Source organism: Crenobacter oryzisoli (assembly GCF_030385785.1).
Lineage (GTDB): Bacteria > Pseudomonadota > Gammaproteobacteria > Burkholderiales > Chromobacteriaceae > Crenobacter_A > Crenobacter_A oryzisoli.
In genome coordinates, this window is record NZ_JAUEDK010000045.1 from 13,439 (window position 1) to 34,629 (window position 21,191).

Consider the following 21,191-nt stretch of genomic DNA (forward strand, 5'->3'; position numbering starts at 1 on the left):
CACCGCGTTTTCAGCTGGATGCGGGTGGTAACGATCCGCGCCAGCACCACTCCATAACGGCCTCGGTTTGTCAGACATCAGCGATGCTGCCTAGCAGGGTAGGGTCGATGATATAGGCATTAATAGTGATGCGGCGACCGACGATGATAGGAGTGATAGTGTGGCGGACGATGTGCTGAATGATGGTGCCAGTGCGTCGGGTGCGGCTTATGGTAGTGATGATGGTGTGGCGGTGGAGTGTACTTGGGTGGTGCGGCATTGGCGGCTCCGGTGAACAGAGTGCCACCTGCCAATACCATAGCAATCACAAATTTCTTCATTATTCTCATCCTTGTTGTGAAATCGGATGAGGCAAGCTTAAGTTCGGATGGGCTTTACAGTTGTTATGAAGCGTTAAGAAATGTAAGCGCCGCCGAAACCGGCGGCGCCAGACGAAGTGCAATCAGCCCGGCGGGCTTGTCGCCGACAGCAGTGCTGCCAGCCCGAACAGCAGTACGAACACCACTGCCTCAGGGTAGAGGAGACTGAGAAAGCGTGGACGAGCCTTTGTCTTGCCACTCAGCAGTTGCGGCAGTACCCCCAGTCGGTTGATCGTACCCAAGGTCAGCGCCACTACCACCAACACAGTCTTGGCGATCAGCAGCAGGCCATAAGGCTCACTCCACGGTGCTTGGGTGCCATGCAGCATCCGCCAGGCGTTCAACACGCCGCTGGCGAGCACCAGCACCATTGCCCATGCAGCGAGAACCGACAGTTGGCGGGCCTCGCCATGGCTGAATGCGTCACTGCTCCGATGGTGACGCAGCAGGAAGACAAACACGCTACCGGCCCACGCGCCGGTAGCGAGCAAGTGCCCGATATGCACCAGTGCGGCAAGGCTAACGAAGCCGGCATCGGCGACATGGCCTGTGGCGGCATGGCTGTAAACGAAGACGAGCAGTGCCAGTGGCCATAGTCGGCGCATGGTCGCGGGGCCCGAGCTGGCCAGGCCCAGCATCGCCAGCCAGCCGGCGGCGCCGATGCCCCACATCATACCGAAGTGGGTTTGGCTAATGACCATGCCGACCGCAGGTAAGGCACCCGCCAACGATTGGCCGCTCATCGCCGAGACCCGGCCGAGCAGGTAGATTAGATAGTCCGCTCCAAGCAGCCCCAGCCAGGGCCAAAGACGGAACCGTGGCGCATCACTAGCCGCCGGCCGCAGCAGGCTAAAGCCGATCAGCAATGCCACCAAAAGATCGAGCAGCCAAGTACTGGCCGCCGACACCACCAGCGTCAATCCTTCCACTATTTGACCGTGAAGCGATAGTGGCCACTAGTGCGGTGTCCATCTTCCGCCACTGCAACCCATTCGACGCGATATTGGCCGCCAGCCAGCGCCGGCAGGGGTAACGCCATCACCTTGGGATTGGCTTTGTCGACCGCCGATTTGTCAGTAACCAGCTTGTTCTTGGCATCAAAGAGCTTGATCGAGCTGAGCGCCGGCTCCAGGCTCTCACTGAAGGCGATCCGAATCTCCTTCGGCGCGGCGACGCTGACGTCGGCCTGCGGACTGAGCTGCTTCGGGTGGGCATGGGCGAGGGCGAGCGGTGCGGCGCAGGTCAGCAGCAGCACGGTGCTCAGGATCATTTTGCGAAGCGGTTTCATCGCGTTTTTCCTGTTAACGGGAATGATTCTTGATTTAAACGCGAATGGTAGCGCTTCGGATGACCTTCGGCCAAGGCCTGCGCTGTTTTGTCGCACCCAGCCGAACCTTGTTGGATAAGCCTGCGAGGGAGGCGTCTGCACTTCGAACCTGCTCACGATCTGCTGCACTCGGGTGATCCGGTGTTGAAATGACGCTCAACACACAGATCTACTCGATAAATACATTCCGCTTTTTCCCGCCATTTCGCCTTGGCTGACTCTTCGTGCGAGAGATCGTGAACAGGTTCTTACAGACCGTATTTCTTCACCTTGTCGTGCAGCGTGGTTTTGGCTATGCGCAGCGCCTCACTGGCGCGGCTGAGGTTGCCGTTTTGGCGACGCAGCTCCTCGGCGATCAGCGCACGTTCGAATGCCTCGACCGCGTCAGCGAGCGGCAACGGCCCGTTGACTGACCCTCCATTTGCCAGCGGAGCGCGAATGCCCAATGCGAAGCGTTCTGCGACGTTGCGCAGCTCCCGCACATTGCCAGGCCAGTCGTGCGACAGCAGCGCCGACTGCTCGTGCGGCTCCAGTTGCGGCACCGGGCGATCGAAGCGTGCCGCGGCCTGCAGCAGGAAGTGCTCGAACAGCAGTGGAATGTCTTCGCGCCGCTCGCGTAGCGACGGAAGTTCCAGTGTCACCACATTGAGGCGGTAGTAGAGGTCATTACGGAAGCTGCCTTGAGCGCTGAGTTCCTTCAGGTCTGACTTGGTGGCGGCGATCACCCTGCAGTCGACTGGGATCAGCGTATTGGAGCCGAGTCGCTCCAGCACCCGCTCCTGCAGCACGCGCAAGAGCTTGATCTGGAGTGCCAGCGGCATGCTCTCGATCTCGTCAAGGAACAGCGTACCGCCGTTAGCGTACTCGATCTTGCCGATGCGGCGCTTGCTGGCTCCGGTGAACGCGTGAGCCTCGTGACCGAAGATCTCGCTCTCGAACAGGTTTTCGGCCATGCCGCCGCAGTTGAGTGCGACGAAGTGGTGGCGCTGGCGATTGCTGATCTCGTGCAGACAGCGCGCCACCAGCTCCTTGCCGGTGCCGGTCTCGCCGTGGATCAGCACGTTGGCCGAGGTGTCGGCGAGGTCCGCGATCAGTGCGCGCAGCCGCTCGATCGCCGCCGAACGGCCGATCAGCATCGCCTCCAGGCTGCTGCGATCTTCCAGCTGGCGACGCAGGCTAGCGACTTCCAGGCTCAAGCGGCGCTGCTCGAGCGCACGACTTACCACCTCGAACAAGCGTTCTGGCGAGAATGGCTTTTCCAGAAAGTCGTACGCGCCGTCCTTCATCGCCTGCACTGCCAGGCTGACGTCTCCATGGCCGGTGATCAGGATGACTGGCAGCGTTGCATCCTGGGCTTTCAATTCTTTCATCAACGTCAGACCGTCGACACCGGGCAGATGAATGTCGCTGACGACCACTCCAGCAAACCCCGGTTTCAGATGCTCGCGCGCTTCCTCGGCACTGGCGACACCCAGCGTGGCAATGCCTTCCAGCGCCAATGCCTGTTCGCAGCCGAGTCGCACATTCGGGTCGTCCTCGACGATCAGCACGGTCAGGCTTTCAGTCATGTTGCTCTTCCTCGGATACGGCCGGCAGGGTCAGCGTGAACTGTGCGCCACCCTCCGGATGATTGTCGCCCATGAGTGCGCCGCCGGCTTCGGCCACGATGCCGGCCGACAGCGTCAGCCCCAAGCCCAAACCGATGCCGGCCGGCTTGGTGGTGAAAAACGGTTCGAATAGATGGGCACGCACGCTATCGGCCAAGCCCGGACCGTTATCGCGCACACTGAGCACCACCTGCGCGCCGTCACGCCGACAGGTGATCTCGATGCGCGGAGCGGGGTAGTTTTCCAACTCGTCGAGCGCGTTGGTCAGCAGGTTGACCAGCACCTGCTCGAATCGGTTCGGGTCGCAGCGCACCGCCAGCGTCTCCGGCATGGTTGGCCGAAGCACCTGGGTGCGCGTCTTCTTTAGCCGCTGGTCAACCAGGAAGAGCGCGTTGTCGATCGCCCGCTGCAACTGGGTGACGCCGACGCTGCTGGTAGACTTGCGCGCGAACGAGCGCAGCGCCGAAGTGATACTGCCCATCTTCTCGACAAGCTCGTTGATGGTGGACAGATTGGCGCTGGCGGTAGCAAGGTCGCCGCGCTCGAGAAAGCGGATCGCATTGCCGGACAAGGTGCGCACTGCCGCCAAGGGCTGGTTGAGTTCGTGGGCGACACCGGTCGACAGCTGACCGATCACCGCGAGTTTGCCGGCCTGCACCAACTCGTCCTGTGTCTGGCGCAAATGCTGCTCGGCACGGGCGCGCTCGGCCACCTCGGCCTGCAGGCGCAGGTTGGTCGAAGAGAGGTCGGCCGTGCGATCCTCCACTTTGCGCTCCAGCTCGTTATACGCTCGCTGCAGCGCTTCGCGGGCAGCGAGCTTGTCGCGCACATGGCGGCGCCTCTCGCTCCACCACAACAGCGCGACGATCGCCAGCGCAGTCAGCACGCCAGCCAGCGCGGCGCGGCTATAGGCAAGTTCGTAAACTGCGTCGAGGCTGAGCAGCTCGGTCACTCGCCAGTCGGACTGCGCCAGTGCCCGGCTTTTGGCAAGGAAATGACGAGGATAGGGGTCGCTCGACGGTAAAGATGTCGATGCCTTAGGGAGCAGCACTACCTGTACGTCACTGTCGAGGCGGCGCAGAGTCTTCAGCCCGAGCGGCGGCAGGGGCAACCGGTTGTACTGGCGGGTGCGGTCGAATTCGGCGCGCACCGCGGCGTCCAGCGGCTCTGCCGCGGTGAATTTCCAGCGAGGTTCGGATGACAGGATCACCACGCCGTTCTGGTCGGTGACCAACACCAGCGACTTGCTCTCAGCCCAAGCCTTTTCCACACGGGCCAGACTGATTTTCACGACCGCGACACCCAGTAGCCGTGGCCCGTCGTACAACCCGTCAGACAGGTAATAGCCAGGCTCGCTGCGCGAGGTGCCGACACCGAAAAAGCGACCGGCGCCGCCAGCTGCCGCATCCTGGAAATAGGGGCGATACGCGTCGTTTTCACCCAGATAGCTGTCCGAGCGTTGCCAATTGCTGGTCGCCACGACCTCACCCAGCCAGTCCTGGATGTAGATGGCGCTGGCGCCGGTGCGTTCGGCTAGCCTTTCAAGGTAGCGATTGGCCTCCTGCTGGCGCTGTGGATTGTTCGGGTCGTGGATCAGTGCATCGACTGGCTGGGCAAGCCCCAGAATGCCCGGCAATTGCGCATAGCGGGCGATCTCGCTCTCAAGGCTGGTCGAATACAAATCGAGCCGCTGACCCGCCCGGCGCTGCATGACGTCGAGCGCATCAGACACGCTAGCCCGAAACGCGCCGATACCTGCGGCCGTTACCAGCAGCAGGGACAACAACACGGTCAGAAAGATGCGCAGCTGGCGCCGGCGCGAACGGGTCATGGTCGAGACAATACGAATTAGGCCGGCATGCCGGCGTCGAATCAAGGACACATCATTAGCCACAACTTCGTCGCCCCCGTTGCGCGGGACGACGCTAGATCATACCCGCCCCGGCCATCTGGCCGAAACGGTAGCGTGAAGCCGTCAGCGAAACAACCTTGCTAAGGGCGCTTCGATGGCGTCTCCAGGTGGTAAAAAGCCCACCGCCCGAAGGGCGGTGGGGGCAAAGTGGCCGGCGCAGCAAGAACCGGCCGAAGAGGGAGCTTGCCTGTTACAACCTTCAGCTGCCGAGTCCGGCGATGTGGTCACCGGGCCCGGCAGTTGAGGCTCAGTAGGTGTAGAACATCCGCTGGATGTCCTTGGTGTCGTTGGTCTTGGTCAGAGCCAGCATCAGCAGGATGCGAGCCTTCTGCGCGTTCAGGGTGTCGCTGACAACCAGGTCTTCTTTGTCGTCGTTGGCCTCGCCGTTGCGGGCCACGATACCGCTGCCCACGCGCGAGCTGCGCACCATCACTACGCCTTGCTTACGGGCGTCGCGGAACGCCGGCATCATCTGCGCGGCGATGCTGCCATCACCTACGCCGGCCTGCACGATGCCCTTGGCGCCGGCGGCGATGTCGGCGTCCATCGCAACACGGTCCATATTGGCGTAGCCGTAGACGACGTCGACGCGCGGCAGCTTGTCGAGCTTGGACACGTCGAACTCGGTGTCGGCGGTGTTCTTGCGGGTCGACATGCGGTAGAAGTGCGGCTTGTTGTCCTGCATGTAGCCAAGGAAGCCCAGGTCCGGGGTGCGGAAGGTGTCGGCGGTCGAGGTGTTCGACTTGGTCACTTCGCGAGCGGCGTTGATCTGGTCGTTCAGGCTGACCAGCACGCCCTTGCCGATCGCTTCCTTGCTGCCGGCCAGCGTCACTGCGTTATACAGGTTGATCGGGCCGTCGGCGCTGATCGCGGTCGCCGGGCGCATCGAGCCGACCACTACCACCGGCTTCTTGCTCTTCACCACCAGGTTCAGGAAGTAGGCGGTTTCTTCGATGGTGTCGGTGCCGTGGGTGATCACGATGCCGTCGACGTCCTTCTGGGCCAACAGCTGATTGACACGCTTGGCGAGCTTCAGCCACACCTCGTTGGTCATGCTCTCGCTGGCGATCTGGGCAACTTGCTCACCGCGGACATCGGCCACCTGCTTCAGCTCCGGTACCGACTCGATCATCTTGTCGACGCCGAGCTTGGCCGCGGTGTAGCCGATGGTGGTGGTGCTGGTCGCGCCAGTGCCGGCGATGGTGCCGCCGGTGGCGAGAATCACCACGTGAGGCAGTGCAAAGGCGGGGGCGCTGAGCAGGCCAGCAAACAGGGCGGTAGCGGCAAGCAGTTTTTTCGGTTTGAACATCATGGTCTCTAACTCCATTTGCAGAGTGCTGTTATGCGCCGTTTTGTAACGGCGTTTTGGTTTTGCCCATGGGGGCAGTTTCTCGGGGTTTTCTGACGGCGATCAGCTTTTGGCCGATCGCCACCTGAATAAACGTCAGCGGACGCTGTCGTATGCTTCGCGTGCCGGGGCGGCGTCCTGCTCCGCATCGGCCATGTCCACGTTGCCGCTCAGTTCCGGACCGAGCTCGCCTTCGGACTTGGCCACCACGCTGGTAGCGATGGCGTTGCCGATCACGTTGGTCGCGGTACGGAACATGTCGAGGAAGTGATCGATGCCCAGGATCAGCAGAATGCCAGCCTCAGGCAGGTTGAACATCGGCAGTACAGCGGCTACCACCACCAGCGAGGCGCGCGGTACACCGGCGATGCCTTTGCTGGTTACCAGCAGGATCAGCAGCATGGTGAACTGCTGGCCGAGGGTCAGCGGCACGTTGTAGACCTGGGCGATGAACAGCGCGGCGAACGAGGTGTACATGATCGAGCCGTCCAGATTGAACGAGTAACCCAGCGGCAGCACGAAGCCGGAAATCTTGTCTTTTACGCCGAAACGCTCCAGCTGCTCCAGCACCTTCGGATAGGCGGCCTCGCTGCTGGCGGTGGCGTAGCCCAGCATCAACGGTACGCGCATCAGGCGCAGCAGGCTGAATACACGCTTGCCGAGGAAGAAGTAACCACCGGCAATCAGGAATACCCACAGGGTGAAGATGGCCAGCACAAAGCTGCCCATAAACTTGGCGTACACCGACAGTACACCCAGACCCTCAGCAGTGATGGTCGAGGCAACCGCGCCGAATACGCCCAGCGGGGCGAACATCATCACGTAGCGGGTGATCTTCAGCATCGCGTGCGACAGTTCGCCGATGCCTTCGACAATGATGCGCAGCGGACGCTCCTTGAACGAAGCCAGTGCCACGCCCAGGAACAGCGAGAACACCACGATCTGCAGCACTTCGTTATTGCTCATCGCCTCGAAGAAGCTCTTCGGGAACAGGTGGGCAATGAAGTCCTTCAGGTTCAGCGCGCCGGTCTTCAGGCCGCTAGTCGCAGCCGCTGCCGGAAGCGGCAGGTTGTAGCCGACGCCCGGCTTCAGCACATTGACGAATAGCAGGCCCAACAGCAGCGACACCATCGACGCGGCCATAAACCAACCCATCGCCTTCATGCCGACACGGCCGACAGCCTTGGAATCGCTCTTGGCAATGCCGTACACCAGTGTCGAGAACACCAGCGGACCAATGATCATCTTGATCATCCGAAGGAAGACATCGGTCAGGATGGAGAAGTAGCCGGCCAGATCCTTGGCGGCCTTCGGATCGGGAATCGATACGTGACAGGCATAGCCGACGGCGATGCCAAGCACCAGGGCCGCCAGGACCCACAGAGTGATGCGGTTGGTTTTCATGCGTTCCTCTCTCTTGTTGCTGCTGTGTGTTGTGTACTGCTGGTCAGACTAGGGCAGAGCACCAGTCTTCGATCTTGGTGGGTTGAATCAGGCGAGGCTGCGTGAGCACTTCGGGGCGCAGCAGCTCGGTCAGCTCTTCGGCCGACATCAGTCCGCGCTCTAGCACGATCTCGGCTACGCGGCGGCCGCTAGCAATTGCTGCACTAGCCACCTCGGCGGCGCTGGCATGGCCGATATGAGGATTGAGCGCGGTGGCGATGCCTATCGAGTTCTCAACATTGGCGCGCAGATGCTCGCGGTTGGCGGTGATGCCGAGCACGCAGTGCTCGGTCAACGTCTGGCAGCCCTGGCGCAGGTGGTTGATGCTTTTGAACAGACTGTGCGCGATGATCGGCTCGAAGGCATTCAGCTGCAGTTGACCCGCCTCGGCTGCAAAGGTGATCGTCATGTCGTTGCCAATCACCTCGAACGCAATCTGGTTGACCACTTCCGGGATCACCGGATTGACCTTGCCAGGCATGATCGACGAGCCGGCTAGACGCGACGGCAGGTTGATCTCGCCGAAGCCCGCGCGTGGGCCGCTAGAGAGCAGGCGCAAGTCGTTGCAGATTTTCGAGAGCTTCACTGCTACGCGCTTCAATACGCCCGAAAGCTGCACGAAGGCGCCGCAGTCCTGTGTCGCTTCGATCAGGTTCGGGGCGATCATTACCGGAATGCCGCTCACTTCATACAGCTGGCCGCACGCGCGCGCTGCATATTCCGGGTGGGCATTGGTGCCGGTGCCGATGGCGGTAGTGCCGAGGTTGATCTCGCGCAGCAGTAGTGCCGCTTCCTTTAGTCGCTCGACGTCCTCGGAGAGCATTACCGCGTAAGTGGAGAACTCTTGGCCCAGCGTCATCGGAACCGCATCTTGCAACTGGGTGCGACCCATCTTCAGTACGTCGCGAAATTCGACGGCCTTGGCCTCGAAGGCGCGGCGAAGAATGGTCAGAGCATCAGCGAGTCGGAAGATGCTCGTATAGGCGGCCAGCTTCAATGCTGTTGGGTAGACGTCATTGGTCGACTGGCTCATGTTGACGTGTTCGCACGGATCCAAGTGCTGGTAGTCACCCTTGGCATGACCGAGCAGTTCCAGTGCTCGGTTGGCGATCACCTCATTCGCATTCATATTGGTCGAGGTGCCAGCGCCGCCCTGGATCACGTCGACGACAAAGGCGTTGTGCAGGCGGCCTGCGCGGATCTCTTCGCAGGCACGCACGATCGCGTCGGCCCGCTGCGAATCCAGCAACCCCAGCTGGTTGTTGGCCTGGGCTGCAGCCTGCTTGATGGCGGCCAGTGCATTGATCAGGTCGGGGTAGATGGCGATCGACGTGCCAGTGATAGGAAAGTTTTCCATCGCACGCAGGGTATGTACGCCGTAGTAGGCATCCGCCGGGACCTGTTTATCGCCGAGCAGATCGTGCTCGGTGCGGTCAATTCGCTGACTCAAGGGGTTCTCCTGTCAAAGCCTGTAGTTTTGTCGCTCCTCGTCGGTTGCTTTTACCGCGGGGCCGCCCCTTTATACGCAAGGACCATGCCAGCTTCGATTGCAGAAAAGCAATCTGTAGTGCATTGATTTTTCAGTGATTTAAATTGACAAAAAATTGCCGTGTTCGGATTTCCGTATTAGCGATGAAATTGTCGTTCGGATTTCCGAACGTTTTTACTAACGACAGCTTTCAAAGAACCTCAGAAATGGAAAAGCCGCTGATCAACAGAGGTTTTCAATAGCAGAGGGGAGGTGCAAGCAGCTCGACAGGTAGCGCCCAGCAAGGTTGGCTGAAAGACGCCCTTGGCGTCAGGGGGATAGACGTCGAGCTTGAGCAGGGTGGCAGCCATCGCGGCGAAGATTCGACCCGCACTTAATGTGGCGCCCGAGCAGGGAACGAGACAGTAGAGCGGAGGTCATGAAGCGGCTTTCGAGGTAGCTGCCAGGTATGACAAAATCGTTAATCGTGCCAATAAACATTAATTACGCATAAGTTGTCGGCGTTTATTTGCATATCGATTAAATAACCGCATTTCGACAGCCACTTATGGTTGAGCGTGAGCCGATTGAGTCCACGCACGCTTATTCAGATGAAAAAGACCATCGTGGGCAACCACACTGCGAGTCAACCGTTTACGTTGGCCGAAACAGTAACGCTGTGTATCATTCCCGTGGTTGCGCTTTCGAAGAGCTTGACTCACATGAATTTCAGAGCGCAAACCGACCGATAGCCACACTTGCATACCCTATGGAAAAAATCATTGTCTACGCCTTGCCGATCTTTATGGTGTTGATGGGCGCCGAGTTCGCCTATGGCTACATCAAGCAGCGCAACACCTATCGGCTGAGCGATAGTCTGAGCAGCCTCAGCCAAGGCCTGATGAGCCAATTGGTAGCGGGGCTCACCCAACTGTTCCAGATTGGCCTCTATGCCATGACCTACCGGCGGGTGGCGCTCTTTCCCCATGCCTCGATCTGGCAGGCTTGGTACGGCTGGCTGATCGCCATTGTCTTTTTCGATTTCTGCGACTATTGGCTGCACCGCATGGGACATGAGAGTGCCGTGATGTGGGCGGCGCACGCAGTGCACCACCAGAGTCAGAGCTTCAATTTCTCTACCGCGCTGCGGCAGGAAAGCACCGTCGCTTTTCTCGGTTGGCCTTTTTATCTGCCCATGGCCGTACTGGGCGTCGCCCCGGAGCAGTTCGCCCTTGCCGGGCTGATTGTCCTTCTGTACCAGTTCTGGATACATACCGAGCACATCGGCAAGCTCGGCTGGTTCGACCGAGTGTTCTCATCCCCATCGAACCACCGCGTCCACCACGCAGTGAACGACCAGTATCTCGACAAGAACTACGGCGGGATGCTGGTGATCTGGGATCGCATGTTTGGCACCTTCGCCGAAGAGAAAGAACCCTGCGTTTATGGAACGCGCACGCAACTAAAAAGCTGGGACCCTATCTGGGCCGTTATGGTCGGCTATTGGCAGGTGGCCCGACTTGCCCGCCACACCCAGCATTGGCCTGACAAGCTACGTCTGTGGTTCAAACCACCGGGCTGGCTGCCGGCAGACATCAAGGCGCGGTCACCGGAACCCGTATTCGACCTTGAAGAGGCAAGCCGTATTTACGATCCGCTATTACGCCGCAGTACAAAGGGGCTGGCCATTGCGCAATTCTCCGCGATGATGGCAGCAAGCGCGCTGTATCTCTGGTACGCCGACGATCTGTCGTACGGGCTGACCCTGCTGGTGACTGGGCTCATCATCAGCGGGCTTTGGAGCCTAGGGGCCTTGCTGCAGGGCCGGGTCACTGCGAAACATGTCTTGCTGGTCGACCTGGCTGGTTTGGCCATCGCGCTATGGACGTTCAGTTGAATTGCAGATCACGGTACGACAGCGTGGGGGCCTAAGGGTTTTCCATTTCGGTTTGGTCCTCTAGATTCATCGGCGGAAGATGAAGCCGCGGTAGCCAGGCCGGCTTCCTTTCTCTGGCATTCGAAGCATTCTCGGTCCTACTGTCCCTAGGGTAAAATTTTGCTGCTGGGGATTAGAGATCTGGCGGTGTCGATTGAAGTCGACGTGCAGTTCCTCCGTCAGGTGGCTGACCGTTCGTGCAGCGCGGTGTTCAAGCCATAGAGGATGCAGTCCGCCATGGTGGCCGAGCGCGCTGGTGATACCTTGCGGACAAGGCTGCAGGCGATATTGGCCGCAGACTGTGCTCGCCCTGGGTCAACAGACAGGTGCCGCTGTCCAAGTGATTTCGGCAGCGGTTTTTCTTTCTGCAGCCTAGTGAAGAACGTGGCTCAGGGTAGGCCGAGTGGTTTGCTCTGACGCCTGAGCGTTGGTGTAAGATTAGGCCGCACCTCCATTTGGGGGCTCCGAAATTGAAGAGTAGGCGGTTGATTTACGGGGACATGGCTGGTCAGATCGTTCTGACGTCAAAGACAGAATGAGCCACAAAGCCATTGATTTCGTAGCGAATGGGAAACGTTGATCATTTGATGATGAAAACGCCTGATCTGTTGCAACGCCTGATCAAGGAATGGCCGGAGACGTTGTCCGGCCATTTTACGTTGGAGCTGGCGCTCAGTGGTGGATTGGACTCGGTGGTGCTGCTAGACCTGCTGCTGCAGGCTCGGGCACACCAATGCTTTACGTTGAGTGCCGTGCACGTGCACCACGGCCTATCACCGAATGCGGATGCCTGGTCGGAGCATTGCAGGGCGTTGTGCGAGGCGCGGGCTGTGCCGCTGCGGATCGAGAGAGTTCAAGTCATCCCGGACGGCGACGGTGTCGAGGCGGCGGCACGGCGTGCGCGTTATCAGGTGCTTGCCTCATCTTCGGCCAATGTGGTCACGTTGGCGCAACATCAGGACGACCAGGCTGAAACGGTGTTACTGCAGGCACTGCGCGGGGGTGGTCCGCATGCACTGGCAGCCATGCCGCGTTGGCGGGCTCTGACACCAGCGATTGACTTATGGCGGCCCTTGCTGGGCATTCGCCGCGACGAGTTGGAGACCTATGCCGTAGCGCAGGGGTTACGCTGGGTTGATGACGAGAGCAATACCGATCCTCGCTACCGCCGCAACTGGCTGCGCCACCACTGGTTGCCTGTGCTGGCTGCCGAGTTGCCGGACTATCGGGTGCAACTGCAGCGCACCGCCAGCCAGTTGGCCGACGCGGCGGCGTTGCTCGACGAGTTGGCCGAGCAGGATCTGGCGCAGGCCGTGCGAGGAGGGCGTCTGCAGTTGGCCGAACTGACCCGGCTGTCCGAGCCTCGGCAGCGGCAGTTGCTGTTGCGTTGGGTGGAGCGCAGCGGGCTCGGTAGTGCGACGCCGGAATCAGTCGAGGCATTCCGCCGCCAGCTGCTGACCGCCCGTAGCGATGCCACGCCACAATGGCGGCTGTCGAGAGGTCTCGTCCACCGTTACCGTGGTGAATTGTGGCCCGATGCGGGGTCGGCCTCTCCCCAATGTCAGTATCTGTCATCGGCGGTATTGACGACGCCCGTGGCCTTGCCGGACTGGCAGGGGGTGCTGGCGTTCGAGCCGCGCAAGGGCGGGCTGCGCAGCGAGCTGATTGAGCAGGGGCTGTGGCTGCAGCCGCGGCAGGGCGGAGAAAGGCTGGCGTTGAAGGTTGGCCGAAAGCCGGTGAAGACGCTGCTGCAGGAGGCCGGGGTGCCGCCGTTCCTGCGTGAACGCTGGCCGCTGCTGGTCGATGCCGGCGGCGAGTGTGTGGCGCTGCCGGGCGTGGAGGTGGCAAACACCGCGCAGAGTGACGATGGCTGGTGGCCACTCTGGACCCCGGCGCTCGGCCCGCAGATCGACGCCGGCTAGCATTACTGTTCGGCCAACCTTGCGGCTCCGCCAACGACAAAGCCCCGTTCGAACGGGGCTTTGTCATATTCGTCCGCAAAGCAGCGGCATCTCAGTCGTAGCGTCGGCGCAGCTCGTCGACCGTGTGATTGATCAACCAGTTGGCGATCGACAGCGACGGTGGAATCAACGGCAGCGCGTCGATGTCGTACCAATTGGCATCCTCAATCTCGCCGGCCTGCGGGACGATGTCGCCGCTTGCGTACTCGGCGATGAACGCCAGCATCAGCGAGTGGGGGAACGGCCAGGACTGCGAGCCAATGTAGCGCGGGGTTTGCAGCCGCAGGCCGACCTCCTCGAGTGTCTCCCGATGCACGCAGTCTTCCAGGGTTTCACCCGGCTCGACGAAGCCGGCCAGCGCGCTGTACACCCCGGGAGCGAAGTGTGGGGCGCGCGCCAACAAAATCTCGCGACCGCGGGTAACGGTGACCATCATCGCCGGTGCCAGGCGCGGATAATAGACTTCGCCGCAGCTGGGGCAGCTGCTGCCCTGGTCATGGTTGTGAGGGCGCAGCGGAGCGGCGCAGGCGCCACAGAAGCGGTGGGTATGGGCAAAGCGATTAAGCTGAGCCGCCCGCACCAGTGCCTGTGCCTGGTCACGCGGTAGACCGAGTAAGGCTGGGCGTAGTGGGCTAAGCGTGGTGCCGGCCGGGACGGCGCCGACCAGATTGGCCGAAAACAAGTTGCGGCCGCCCAGTTCACCGAGGAAGCGCCGTCCAGTCAGCGACCAGTTCGAAGCTTCGTTGCCGGGCAGGCTGTTGTCGATCAGCACCACTTGCTGGCGGTCGAACACGCTCCACAGGGTGGGTAGCGTCGGGTCGGGCGAGGCGGGCAGGTTGAGCAGCATGGGCGGAATCAGGCGGTGAAAGACGCCAAGTGTAACAGGCTGCCGACCGTTATTGCGCCGCCGACGGCAAGCGGTCTCAGTCACGCCCAATTTCACCGTACATCCAGCGTTCGCTCTGTCGTCGTACCACCTCCGATAGTGAACCGCTTTCCTCGTAAATGCTGCGCAGCCACTGGCTGTCGATGTTGCGCTTGAGCACGCGCTCGCGCAGCTGGGCGTGTTCGCGCTCTGCTCCGAGTGCCCTGGCATGCGGCAGCAGCGCGTTCAGCGTCTCCAGCATGTCTTCGAGCAGGCTGGTCTGGCGCACTTGATTGGCGTCAACCAGTACCGCGTCGTAGCCGAAGCGACAGGCTTGGAAGCGGTTATAGCTGTAGGTCAGGTAGTGCTCCACGCGGATGTCGTTCCAATCTTCTTCGAAGCAGCGCCTTGCCAGCATTTGCGCATAAGCGGCCAGCAGCACCGGGGTGTCGACCGACAGCGGAGTGTCGCAGATGCGGATTTCGACCGTGCCGTATTCCGGCTTGGGGCGGATGTCCCAGTAAAAGTCCTTCATCGACTCGACAATGCCAAGGTTGGCCATCTTGATGAAATAGTCGTTGAATTCGCTCCAGTTGTGCACCAGTGGCATCGACCCAGACAAGGGAAAGGCATTGACGCTGGTTAGGCGCGAAGTCTGAAACAGCGTGTCGACGCCTTGGTGGAACGGCGACGAGGCCGACAGCGCGATAAAGTGAGGGATGTAACGAGAGAGATGGTGGGTGAGTCGCACCGCCGCATCGCCATCTGGACAACCGATATGGATGTGCTGGCCGTACACGGTGAACTGCTTGGCAAGATAGCCGTACAGCTCCGACACCAGGCGGTAGCGTTCCTTCGGATAGATGCGTTGGTCGCGCCAGTGCTGGAACGGGTGTGATCCGCCGCCTGCGAGGCCAAGGTTGAGCTTTTCGGACGCGTTGACCAGCAGTGTGCGGATCGCGATCAGTTCGTCGAGCATCTCGCTGGTCTTGTGGTGCACTGCGGTACCGATCTCTATCATGCCTTGGGTGATTTCTGGCTTGATGTCATAGCCGTGCTTGCGGCGGTTGATCAGTTCGAGCAGGTCGTCGGAGCCGCGGGTCAGGTTGTAGTCGCGCCGATTCAGGATCATCAGCTCCAGCTCGACGCCGAGGGTCAGCGGTTGGCTGGTGGAGAACTCCAGCATGGTTTTACTCCTTTTGTCACACCATCTGCTTCAGTGTGGCGGATCATTCGTGAGTTTCACCTGCCTGCTGTAGGGCGAAGCGGCTGGTCAGCGGGCCAATCAATTCGAGGATGCACAGCACCGCCAGCGTGGCTGGCATCAGCATCGAACTCTGGCTCGACAGCAGGGTGCTCGGCGCTAGCAGCATCAGCGCCTGAGTGCCGCTGCCCATTGGGGTCAGTGCGAGGCCCAGCAGGGCGCCGCGCTTGCTCGTCAGTCCGTTGCTACGGGCAGCGACGGACCACGGCAACATTGCCAGCACACCGCGCAATAGCACAAAGGCCAGGGCCAGCGGCCAGATTCGCACTAACTCCGACGGAACCAGTTGTGCCCCGGAGGCGACAAAGAAGGCGACGAAGAAAAAGCTGCTGCGGGCGAGCAGGGTTGGGTCAGTCAAGGTGTTGCCGCTTTGCAGGTTGCGGGTGGCCAAGCCGAAGACCAGCAGGGCCATCGCCGGCATCATCGCCATCTGCTCGGCCAAGCCGACCACCAACGCGATCATCGCGAACAATAGCACCCATTGTGCCTCGCGTTGGCGACCGCTTAGCCAGGCATTCAGGCGGATTGCGACCAGCCCAGCGATCAGCCCGAGCGCTGCAGAACCGAGCACCAGCCAGGAGGGGCGAAGGAACACCGACTCGACGTCAGCAGCGCTGGCGAAGTGCGAATAGGAAAGTGCCAGGCCGAACGCCACCAGTGAGAACAGTCCGTTCAGGCCGGCGGTGGCGAGCAAGCGTTCGGTGACCTGGCCTTCGGCGTGGGTTTCACGGGTGATCTCGAGCAGGATCGGTGCCGAGCTCGACACACCGGCAGCGGCGAGTAACGCAGCGGGAGCATATTGGAGTTTGAACGCGAGCAACAGGCCGAACAAGCCGGTAAAGAGCAGGGTGGATGTGATCAGCGAAGTGAGTAGGAGGGTGCGCTCGCGGTTTAGCCAGCTCAGGTCGACCCGGCGACCCAGTTCGAACAGCGCCAGACCCAGTGCCAAATCGCTGAAGAGCGATGCCTCGCTCAAAATATCGTGCTGGATCAGGCCTAGGCCAGAGGGGCCGATGATCAGACCGGTAAGGATGTACCCGGTCACGCTGGGTAAATGGGCAATGCGCTTGGCAATCTGGCCGCCGAGCACGCCCAGTGCCAGAATCAGGCCAAAGGCAGTCAGTGGGTTGAGTGCCAGTGTTTGCCAAGGAAAACTCATGAGCGCCTCCTTATGAGGTTTGATGAAAGCCCCCGCTCATGAGAGGGGCGGCTCAACGGCTCGGGTGACGCGTGCTGCACGGTGCCAGGGCTGACGGCCGCGAGGAGGGTAACGAACAAGACGGAGCCGGGCGGCGGCGTGAAGCGGTGGTTCCGTGCGGGCTGTATAAGCAATCTCTGAAAGGCAGTGTGGTGATTTTTGACTGGTTTGGCAAGGCAAAACGTCGCGAACAGGCCCAGGAACAGGCCCTGCGTCTGGGTGAGATTGGCCGTGGTTTGCCGCTGTTGCATGGCCTGACGGACGATGAGTGGCAGCGTCTGGCTGGGCTTGCCGTCGGCTTTTTACATGACAAGAGTCTGCTGCCCATCAATGGCATGTTGGTCGAACAGGAGGCTGCTCTGGTGGCGCTGCAGGCGGTGCTGCCGGTGTTGAATCTGGGTGAGGAGGCATTGGCCGGTTGGCAGGAAGTGATTCTATATCCGGATGCTTTCGTCACCCGTGATCTGTGGTTCGACTATGCAGGGCTCGCGCATGAAGGCGAACAGGTGCTGATTGGGCAGGCTCGCCAGGACGGGCCGTTGGTGCTGTCGCTGCCGGCAGTGGCGGACTCGCCCGAGCTCGACGGCTGGAATGTGGTCATCCACGAAATCGCCCACAAGCTCGACATGCTCAATGGCGCACCGAACGGCTATCCGCCGCTGCACAAGGGGATGAGTCGCGAACAGTGGGCCAGCGACTGGGGAAGGGCGTACGACACGTTCTGCCGTGACCTGGATACTTCGCCTGATGGCGAAAGCGAGCAGTGGCCATGGCTGGACCCGTACGCCGGCGAGCATCCGGCGGAATTCTTCGCCGTATTGAGCGAAGCGTTCTTCGAAACGCCGCACTGGCTGCAGTGCGACTTGCCGGAACTGTACCGGCATCTCGCCGCGTTTTACCGGCAAGACCCGGTCAAGCGGCTGCCGGAACCGGGCGAGTCTTTGGGCCCATCGGCGACGGGCGAGGGCGCGGGCTAGTCTTTGCTGGCGTTCTGGTCCAGGCCCAGCTTGGCCCAGCCTTCATGACCCAGCGCGTTCAGCGTATCGATGTTCTTCTGATAGATGCTGTCGGCTTCCGGGAACGCCTCCACCGCACGATCAATGCTGCTTTCGCGCAGCAGGTGCAGCGTCGGAAACGGAGAGCGGTTGGTGTAGTTCTCGATATCGTCGAGGGCAGTGCCCTCGAACTGGAATTGTGGGTGGAAACTGGCGATCTGCAGTTCGCCTTCCAGCTTCAGCTCGGTGACCACCGAGTCCGCCACTTCGAGGAAATCGTTGAAGTCGAGGAAGTCGGTCATCACGTAGGGGTGGATCAGCAGCGTGGTGTCGATCTTCTCCGGGCTGGCTTCGGCCAAGGTTTCCAGCTCGGTTACCAGGTCTTCGATCAGCGCGTCGATGTGCTTGGCATTGCTGACGATAAAGCGTACCTGGTTTTTGACATAAACCGACTTGGCGAACGGGCAGAGGTTCAGACCGATCACGGCCTTTTCGACCCATAGGCGGGTAGCGGCAATGATCTCGTCGTGGCTAAGCGTGTTCATCACGCGTCCCTTTAAAGCGATTAAGCGATGAAATGAAAAAACCCGGCCTAAGGCCGGGTTTTGCCAGGGCTGTCAAAAATTACAGCGGCTGGATGTTCGACGCTTGCTTGCCCTTCGGGCCAGTGGTCACGTCGAAGGACACTTTCTGGTTCTCAGCCAGCGACTTGAAGCCGCTGGAATTGATTTGCGAGAAGTGTGCGAACAGATCTTCGCCGCCTTCGTCCGGAGTGATGAAGCCGAAGCCTTTAGCGTCGTTGAACCATTTTACGGTACCGGTAGCCATGTTGGTTTCCCTGTGTATGAAGTTAAAAGTTACGAACTCGCATGAAATTCAAGGGAAATGGCGACTTGAGGTACTGACTGACGCCACTACAGACAAACACATCTCACAACTTGAAAATTCTGCTGCCGATATCCTGCCCGTTGTTACGCCTGTAAGCAAGCTTTTTTTGTTGGGGGCGGGCCCGGTGAGCGCCGTAGTTGTCGTTAAGTAACCGGCTCGGCGTGTAGGTTTAAAACATTGGCATCCCCAGTGGCTGAGGGTGAGAGTGGCTATAAGAGTCCCAGCAACCATCCGCCCGTGCCGCAGGCCATCACGACCAGCCACGGCGGAAGCCTCCAAAAGGCGAGGGCGACGAATGCAACCAGAGCCAAACCGAAGTCAGCTGGCCGATGTATGGCACTGGTCCATACCGGTTGGTAAAGCGCGGACAATAGCAGCCCGACCACGGCGGCGTTCACGCCAGCGAGCGCTGCCTGCGTGCGGAGGTTACGACGTAGTTGCTCCCAGAAAGGCAAGGCACCCGCCACCAATAAAAACGACGGCACAAAGATGGCGATCAGGCACACGACAGCACCAAGCCAGCCATTGGGGGGGCTTTGCATTGATGCCCCGAGAAAGGCCGAAAAGGTAAACAGCGGGCCGGGCACCGCCTGCGTCATGCCATAGCCCGCCAGGAAGGTTTCGTTCGTTACCCAGCCGCTGGGGACGACTGCCGCCTGCAGTAACGGTAGCACGACATGCCCGCCGCCGAAGACCAACGCGCCGGCCCGGTAGAAGGCGTTTGCCAGCGCCAAAGTGTGATTCGGCCAGATTTCCAGCAGGGCCGGCAAGCCAAGCAGTAGGACGAAGAATAGTCCCAACAGCAAGATGCCAGCCTGGCGGCTTAGTGAAATCGGCAAAAGCTCGTGAGCGGCGGCCTGCATAGGTTTAAAACACAGCAGGCCGGTTACGGCGGAGACGACGATCACGCAGACCTGTCCCAGAGGTGTCGGCCATAGCAGGATGATGCCGGCCGATGTCACAGTGATGGTAATTCGCATCGCATCGGTACAGAGCGTGCGGGCCATTCCCCATACAGCTTGGGCCACAACCGCAACGGCTGCCACTTTCAAACCATGCAGGATGCCGACCGGTAAGGCGTTTCCCCAGGCAGACAAGCCAAGCGCGAACAATACCAGTGCGATCGCCGACGGCAGCGTAAATCCGGCCCAGGCCGCCAATGCCCCGGTGAATCCGGCCCGCGACAGCCCGAGGGCCATGCCGACTTGGCTGCTGGCCGGACCAGGCAAGAACTGGCAGAGCGCCACCAAATCAGCGTAACTGCGCTCGTTGAGCCAGCGCCGGCGTGTGACGAACTCGTTCCGGAAATAACCCAGATGAGCGATGGGACCACCAAACGATGTCAGACCTAAGCGCAGGAACGCGATGAATACCGTCCACGTGCTATCACTGGTTTTTTGATGCTGCTCGATGCCTGTCGACAACATTGCTCCGGGTCTTCTTTGACAATGAAATGGCCGAATACTACCCGAAGTCAGACTACCGCATCGTCCGGCATAGCTTTCCGTTTGTTTATATGGAGTGCGGCTAAGAGCCACTAACAAAACTTAGCGAAGTGGCCTTGGCTAGGCGTGCGGCTACAGACAATCCAACCTGGACTGGACGTGGCAGAGTTAGGATTTTAGCCCTGCTTTTTACAGATACATTTGTTCGTGTAATGTATATTATGTCAAATCTTTGGTGCATTTATCAGGGCTCTCCGCCTGTTTTCCGCCCCTCTCGACTCCACCAGTACGTGTTTTCACGAATACCGCATGACGAAAACATAATTAAAGCTTTCTAACCGTCAAAAAAATCCACTACTCATGGCTCATGCCTGGGCTTTTGCGCTATGAAGTTGCGTAAACTAACAAATCCTGTATTGCTGAACTTTTCGTGCGATCTGTACTAGCTAAAGCCACCCGAGCATTAGACATAAGCGAGACGCAATGGCTCCGCGTGGCTGTACAGTGTGAGTCGTTGTCGTCGCATATCTATGCTGCACCGGATCCGTGCCAAGGTCTCGGCTGAGCTGGCCATGAGGTCCGTGGCAGGCGCTTGGCCAATCCCTATCGACGCTGGCAGGCTGTCCAGGTCATTCTGTTGTGTTGCCCGAATACCGTTGCGCCGTCCGCTTGGCTGCTTAGCAAGCCGAGCTGATCGAGGGCTAATATCCAAACGCGACTGCTAGAGGTGCCATGTCATCTTTCTTGCTGAATTCAGATGGTTCATGATTCGTCGACACAATAAACGGCACATGACAAACTCGGGCCGAGTGATCGCCTTATAGTGGCGCAGATACTAACCTTTTAGAAAGTAATGCCATTTCATGTGATAATTTTCTTCATGAAATGCAAACGAAACTCTGACGCCCGCGGGATTGACCACCACACCCTCCAGGTCATGCGCCAGCAAGCCGTCAAGGCGATTCGAGAGGGCCAATCGGTGCAAAGCGTAGCAGCCGCCTACGGTGTCAACCCGCGCACGGTGTTTCGCTGGTTAGCAGACTTTGCCAATGGCGGCCAAAACGCCCTGCTGGCCAAGCCGATCCCGGGGCGTCCACCGAAGGTGACGGCCGATGAGATGAGCTGGCTGGCCAAGGCGGTGAAAGACAATACGCCGCAGCAGTTCAAGTTCGAGT

Annotated in this window: 18 protein-coding genes; 4 read left to right on the forward strand and 14 right to left on the reverse strand. The window is 60.1% G+C overall.

The genetic code is table 11. The features are described from left to right. Nucleotides 1-70: 70 nt before the first annotated feature. From QU481_RS18670 to aspA, 8 genes are all read right to left on the reverse strand, one after another. A complete protein-coding gene (locus QU481_RS18670) occupies nt 71-259 on the reverse strand; it encodes a hypothetical protein (RefSeq protein ID WP_289831511.1) in 189 nt (62 codons plus the stop codon). A 183-nt stretch (nt 260-442) separates the two neighbouring features. Beyond that, nucleotides 443-1,288 (reverse strand): copper resistance D family protein, encoded by an 846-nt coding sequence (locus tag QU481_RS18675; protein WP_289831512.1) that lies wholly within the window; start codon nt 1,286-1,288, stop codon nt 443-445. Continuing rightward, on the reverse strand, nt 1,288-1,647 hold the full coding sequence (gene copC / locus QU481_RS18680) for a copper homeostasis periplasmic binding protein CopC (protein ID WP_289831513.1): 360 nt from the start codon (nt 1,645-1,647) through the stop codon (nt 1,288-1,290). The genes QU481_RS18675 and copC overlap by 1 nt, the downstream gene beginning before the upstream one ends. A gap of 287 nt (nt 1,648-1,934) precedes the next feature. Continuing rightward, nucleotides 1,935-3,254, reverse strand: a complete 1,320-nt coding sequence (gene aauR, locus QU481_RS18685) for a two-component response regulator AauR (protein ID WP_289831514.1) — start codon at nt 3,252-3,254, stop codon at nt 1,935-1,937. Further along, entirely contained in the window at nt 3,247-5,124 is a 1,878-nt protein-coding gene (locus tag QU481_RS18690; RefSeq protein ID WP_289831515.1) for a sensor histidine kinase, read from the reverse strand. Before QU481_RS18690 ends, aauR begins: the two co-directional genes overlap by 8 nt. Before the next feature lie 328 nt (nt 5,125-5,452). Further along, on the reverse strand, nt 5,453-6,517 hold the full coding sequence (locus QU481_RS18695) for a type II asparaginase (protein ID WP_289831516.1): 1,065 nt from the start codon (nt 6,515-6,517) through the stop codon (nt 5,453-5,455). 132 nt (nt 6,518-6,649) lie between these two features. Next, nucleotides 6,650-7,957 carry a dicarboxylate/amino acid:cation symporter gene (locus tag QU481_RS18700; protein WP_289831517.1) on the reverse strand — a complete coding sequence of 436 codons (1,308 nt, stop codon included), beginning with the start codon at nt 7,955-7,957 and terminating at the stop codon, nt 6,650-6,652. Nucleotides 7,958-8,000: 43 nt separating this feature from the next. Continuing rightward, entirely contained in the window at nt 8,001-9,446 is a 1,446-nt protein-coding gene (gene aspA, locus QU481_RS18705; RefSeq protein ID WP_289831518.1) for an aspartate ammonia-lyase, read from the reverse strand. Nucleotides 9,447-10,233: 787 nt separating this feature from the next. Between aspA and QU481_RS18710 the strand changes: the two genes are divergently transcribed. Both QU481_RS18710 and tilS read left to right on the forward strand, forming a co-directional pair. Next, on the forward strand, nt 10,234-11,361 hold the full coding sequence (locus QU481_RS18710; protein WP_289831519.1) for a sterol desaturase family protein: 1,128 nt from the start codon (nt 10,234-10,236) through the stop codon (nt 11,359-11,361). A gap of 626 nt (nt 11,362-11,987) precedes the next feature. Next, complete coding sequence (gene tilS / locus QU481_RS18715; RefSeq protein WP_289831520.1) at nt 11,988-13,322, forward strand: tRNA lysidine(34) synthetase TilS; 1,335 nt, start codon at nt 11,988-11,990, stop codon at nt 13,320-13,322. A gap of 91 nt (nt 13,323-13,413) precedes the next feature. Here the strand turns inward: tilS and nudC are convergent, their stop codons facing one another. From nudC to QU481_RS18730, 3 genes are all read right to left on the reverse strand, one after another. Then, on the reverse strand, nt 13,414-14,208 hold the full coding sequence (gene nudC / locus QU481_RS18720) for an NAD(+) diphosphatase (protein ID WP_289831521.1): 795 nt from the start codon (nt 14,206-14,208) through the stop codon (nt 13,414-13,416). A 76-nt stretch (nt 14,209-14,284) separates the two neighbouring features. After that, the gene (locus tag QU481_RS18725; protein ID WP_289831522.1) at nt 14,285-15,412 is read right to left on the reverse strand and encodes a YbdK family carboxylate-amine ligase; all 1,128 of its coding nucleotides are present in this window, start codon (nt 15,410-15,412) and stop codon (nt 14,285-14,287) included. 43 nt (nt 15,413-15,455) lie between these two features. Continuing rightward, nucleotides 15,456-16,649: a cation:proton antiporter gene (locus QU481_RS18730; protein ID WP_289831523.1), complete on the reverse strand. Its 1,194-nt coding sequence runs from the start codon at nt 16,647-16,649 to the stop codon at nt 15,456-15,458. A gap of 191 nt (nt 16,650-16,840) precedes the next feature. Between QU481_RS18730 and QU481_RS18735 the strand changes: the two genes are divergently transcribed. After that, on the forward strand, nt 16,841-17,665 hold the full coding sequence (locus QU481_RS18735; RefSeq protein WP_289831524.1) for a M90 family metallopeptidase: 825 nt from the start codon (nt 16,841-16,843) through the stop codon (nt 17,663-17,665). Here QU481_RS18735 and QU481_RS18740 read toward each other — a convergent pair. The 3 genes from QU481_RS18740 to chrA all read right to left on the reverse strand — a co-directional run bounded on the left by QU481_RS18740 (nt 17,662) and on the right by chrA (nt 19,998). Next, nucleotides 17,662-18,228: a DUF1415 domain-containing protein gene (locus QU481_RS18740; RefSeq protein WP_289831525.1), complete on the reverse strand. Its 567-nt coding sequence runs from the start codon at nt 18,226-18,228 to the stop codon at nt 17,662-17,664. The genes QU481_RS18735 and QU481_RS18740 overlap by 4 nt on opposite strands. A 79-nt stretch (nt 18,229-18,307) precedes the next feature. Next, complete coding sequence (locus tag QU481_RS18745; RefSeq protein ID WP_289831526.1) at nt 18,308-18,511, reverse strand: cold-shock protein; 204 nt, start codon at nt 18,509-18,511, stop codon at nt 18,308-18,310. A gap of 269 nt (nt 18,512-18,780) precedes the next feature. After that, nucleotides 18,781-19,998, reverse strand: coding sequence for a chromate efflux transporter (chrA, locus tag QU481_RS18750; protein WP_289831527.1), 1,218 nt, complete (start codon nt 19,996-19,998; stop codon nt 18,781-18,783). 898 nt (nt 19,999-20,896) lie between these two features. On the opposite strand from chrA, the gene QU481_RS18755 reads away from it, so the two are divergent. Next, nucleotides 20,897-21,191, forward strand: a 295-nt coding sequence (locus tag QU481_RS18755) for a helix-turn-helix domain-containing protein (protein ID WP_289828410.1), incomplete at its 3' end; no start/stop codon positions are given.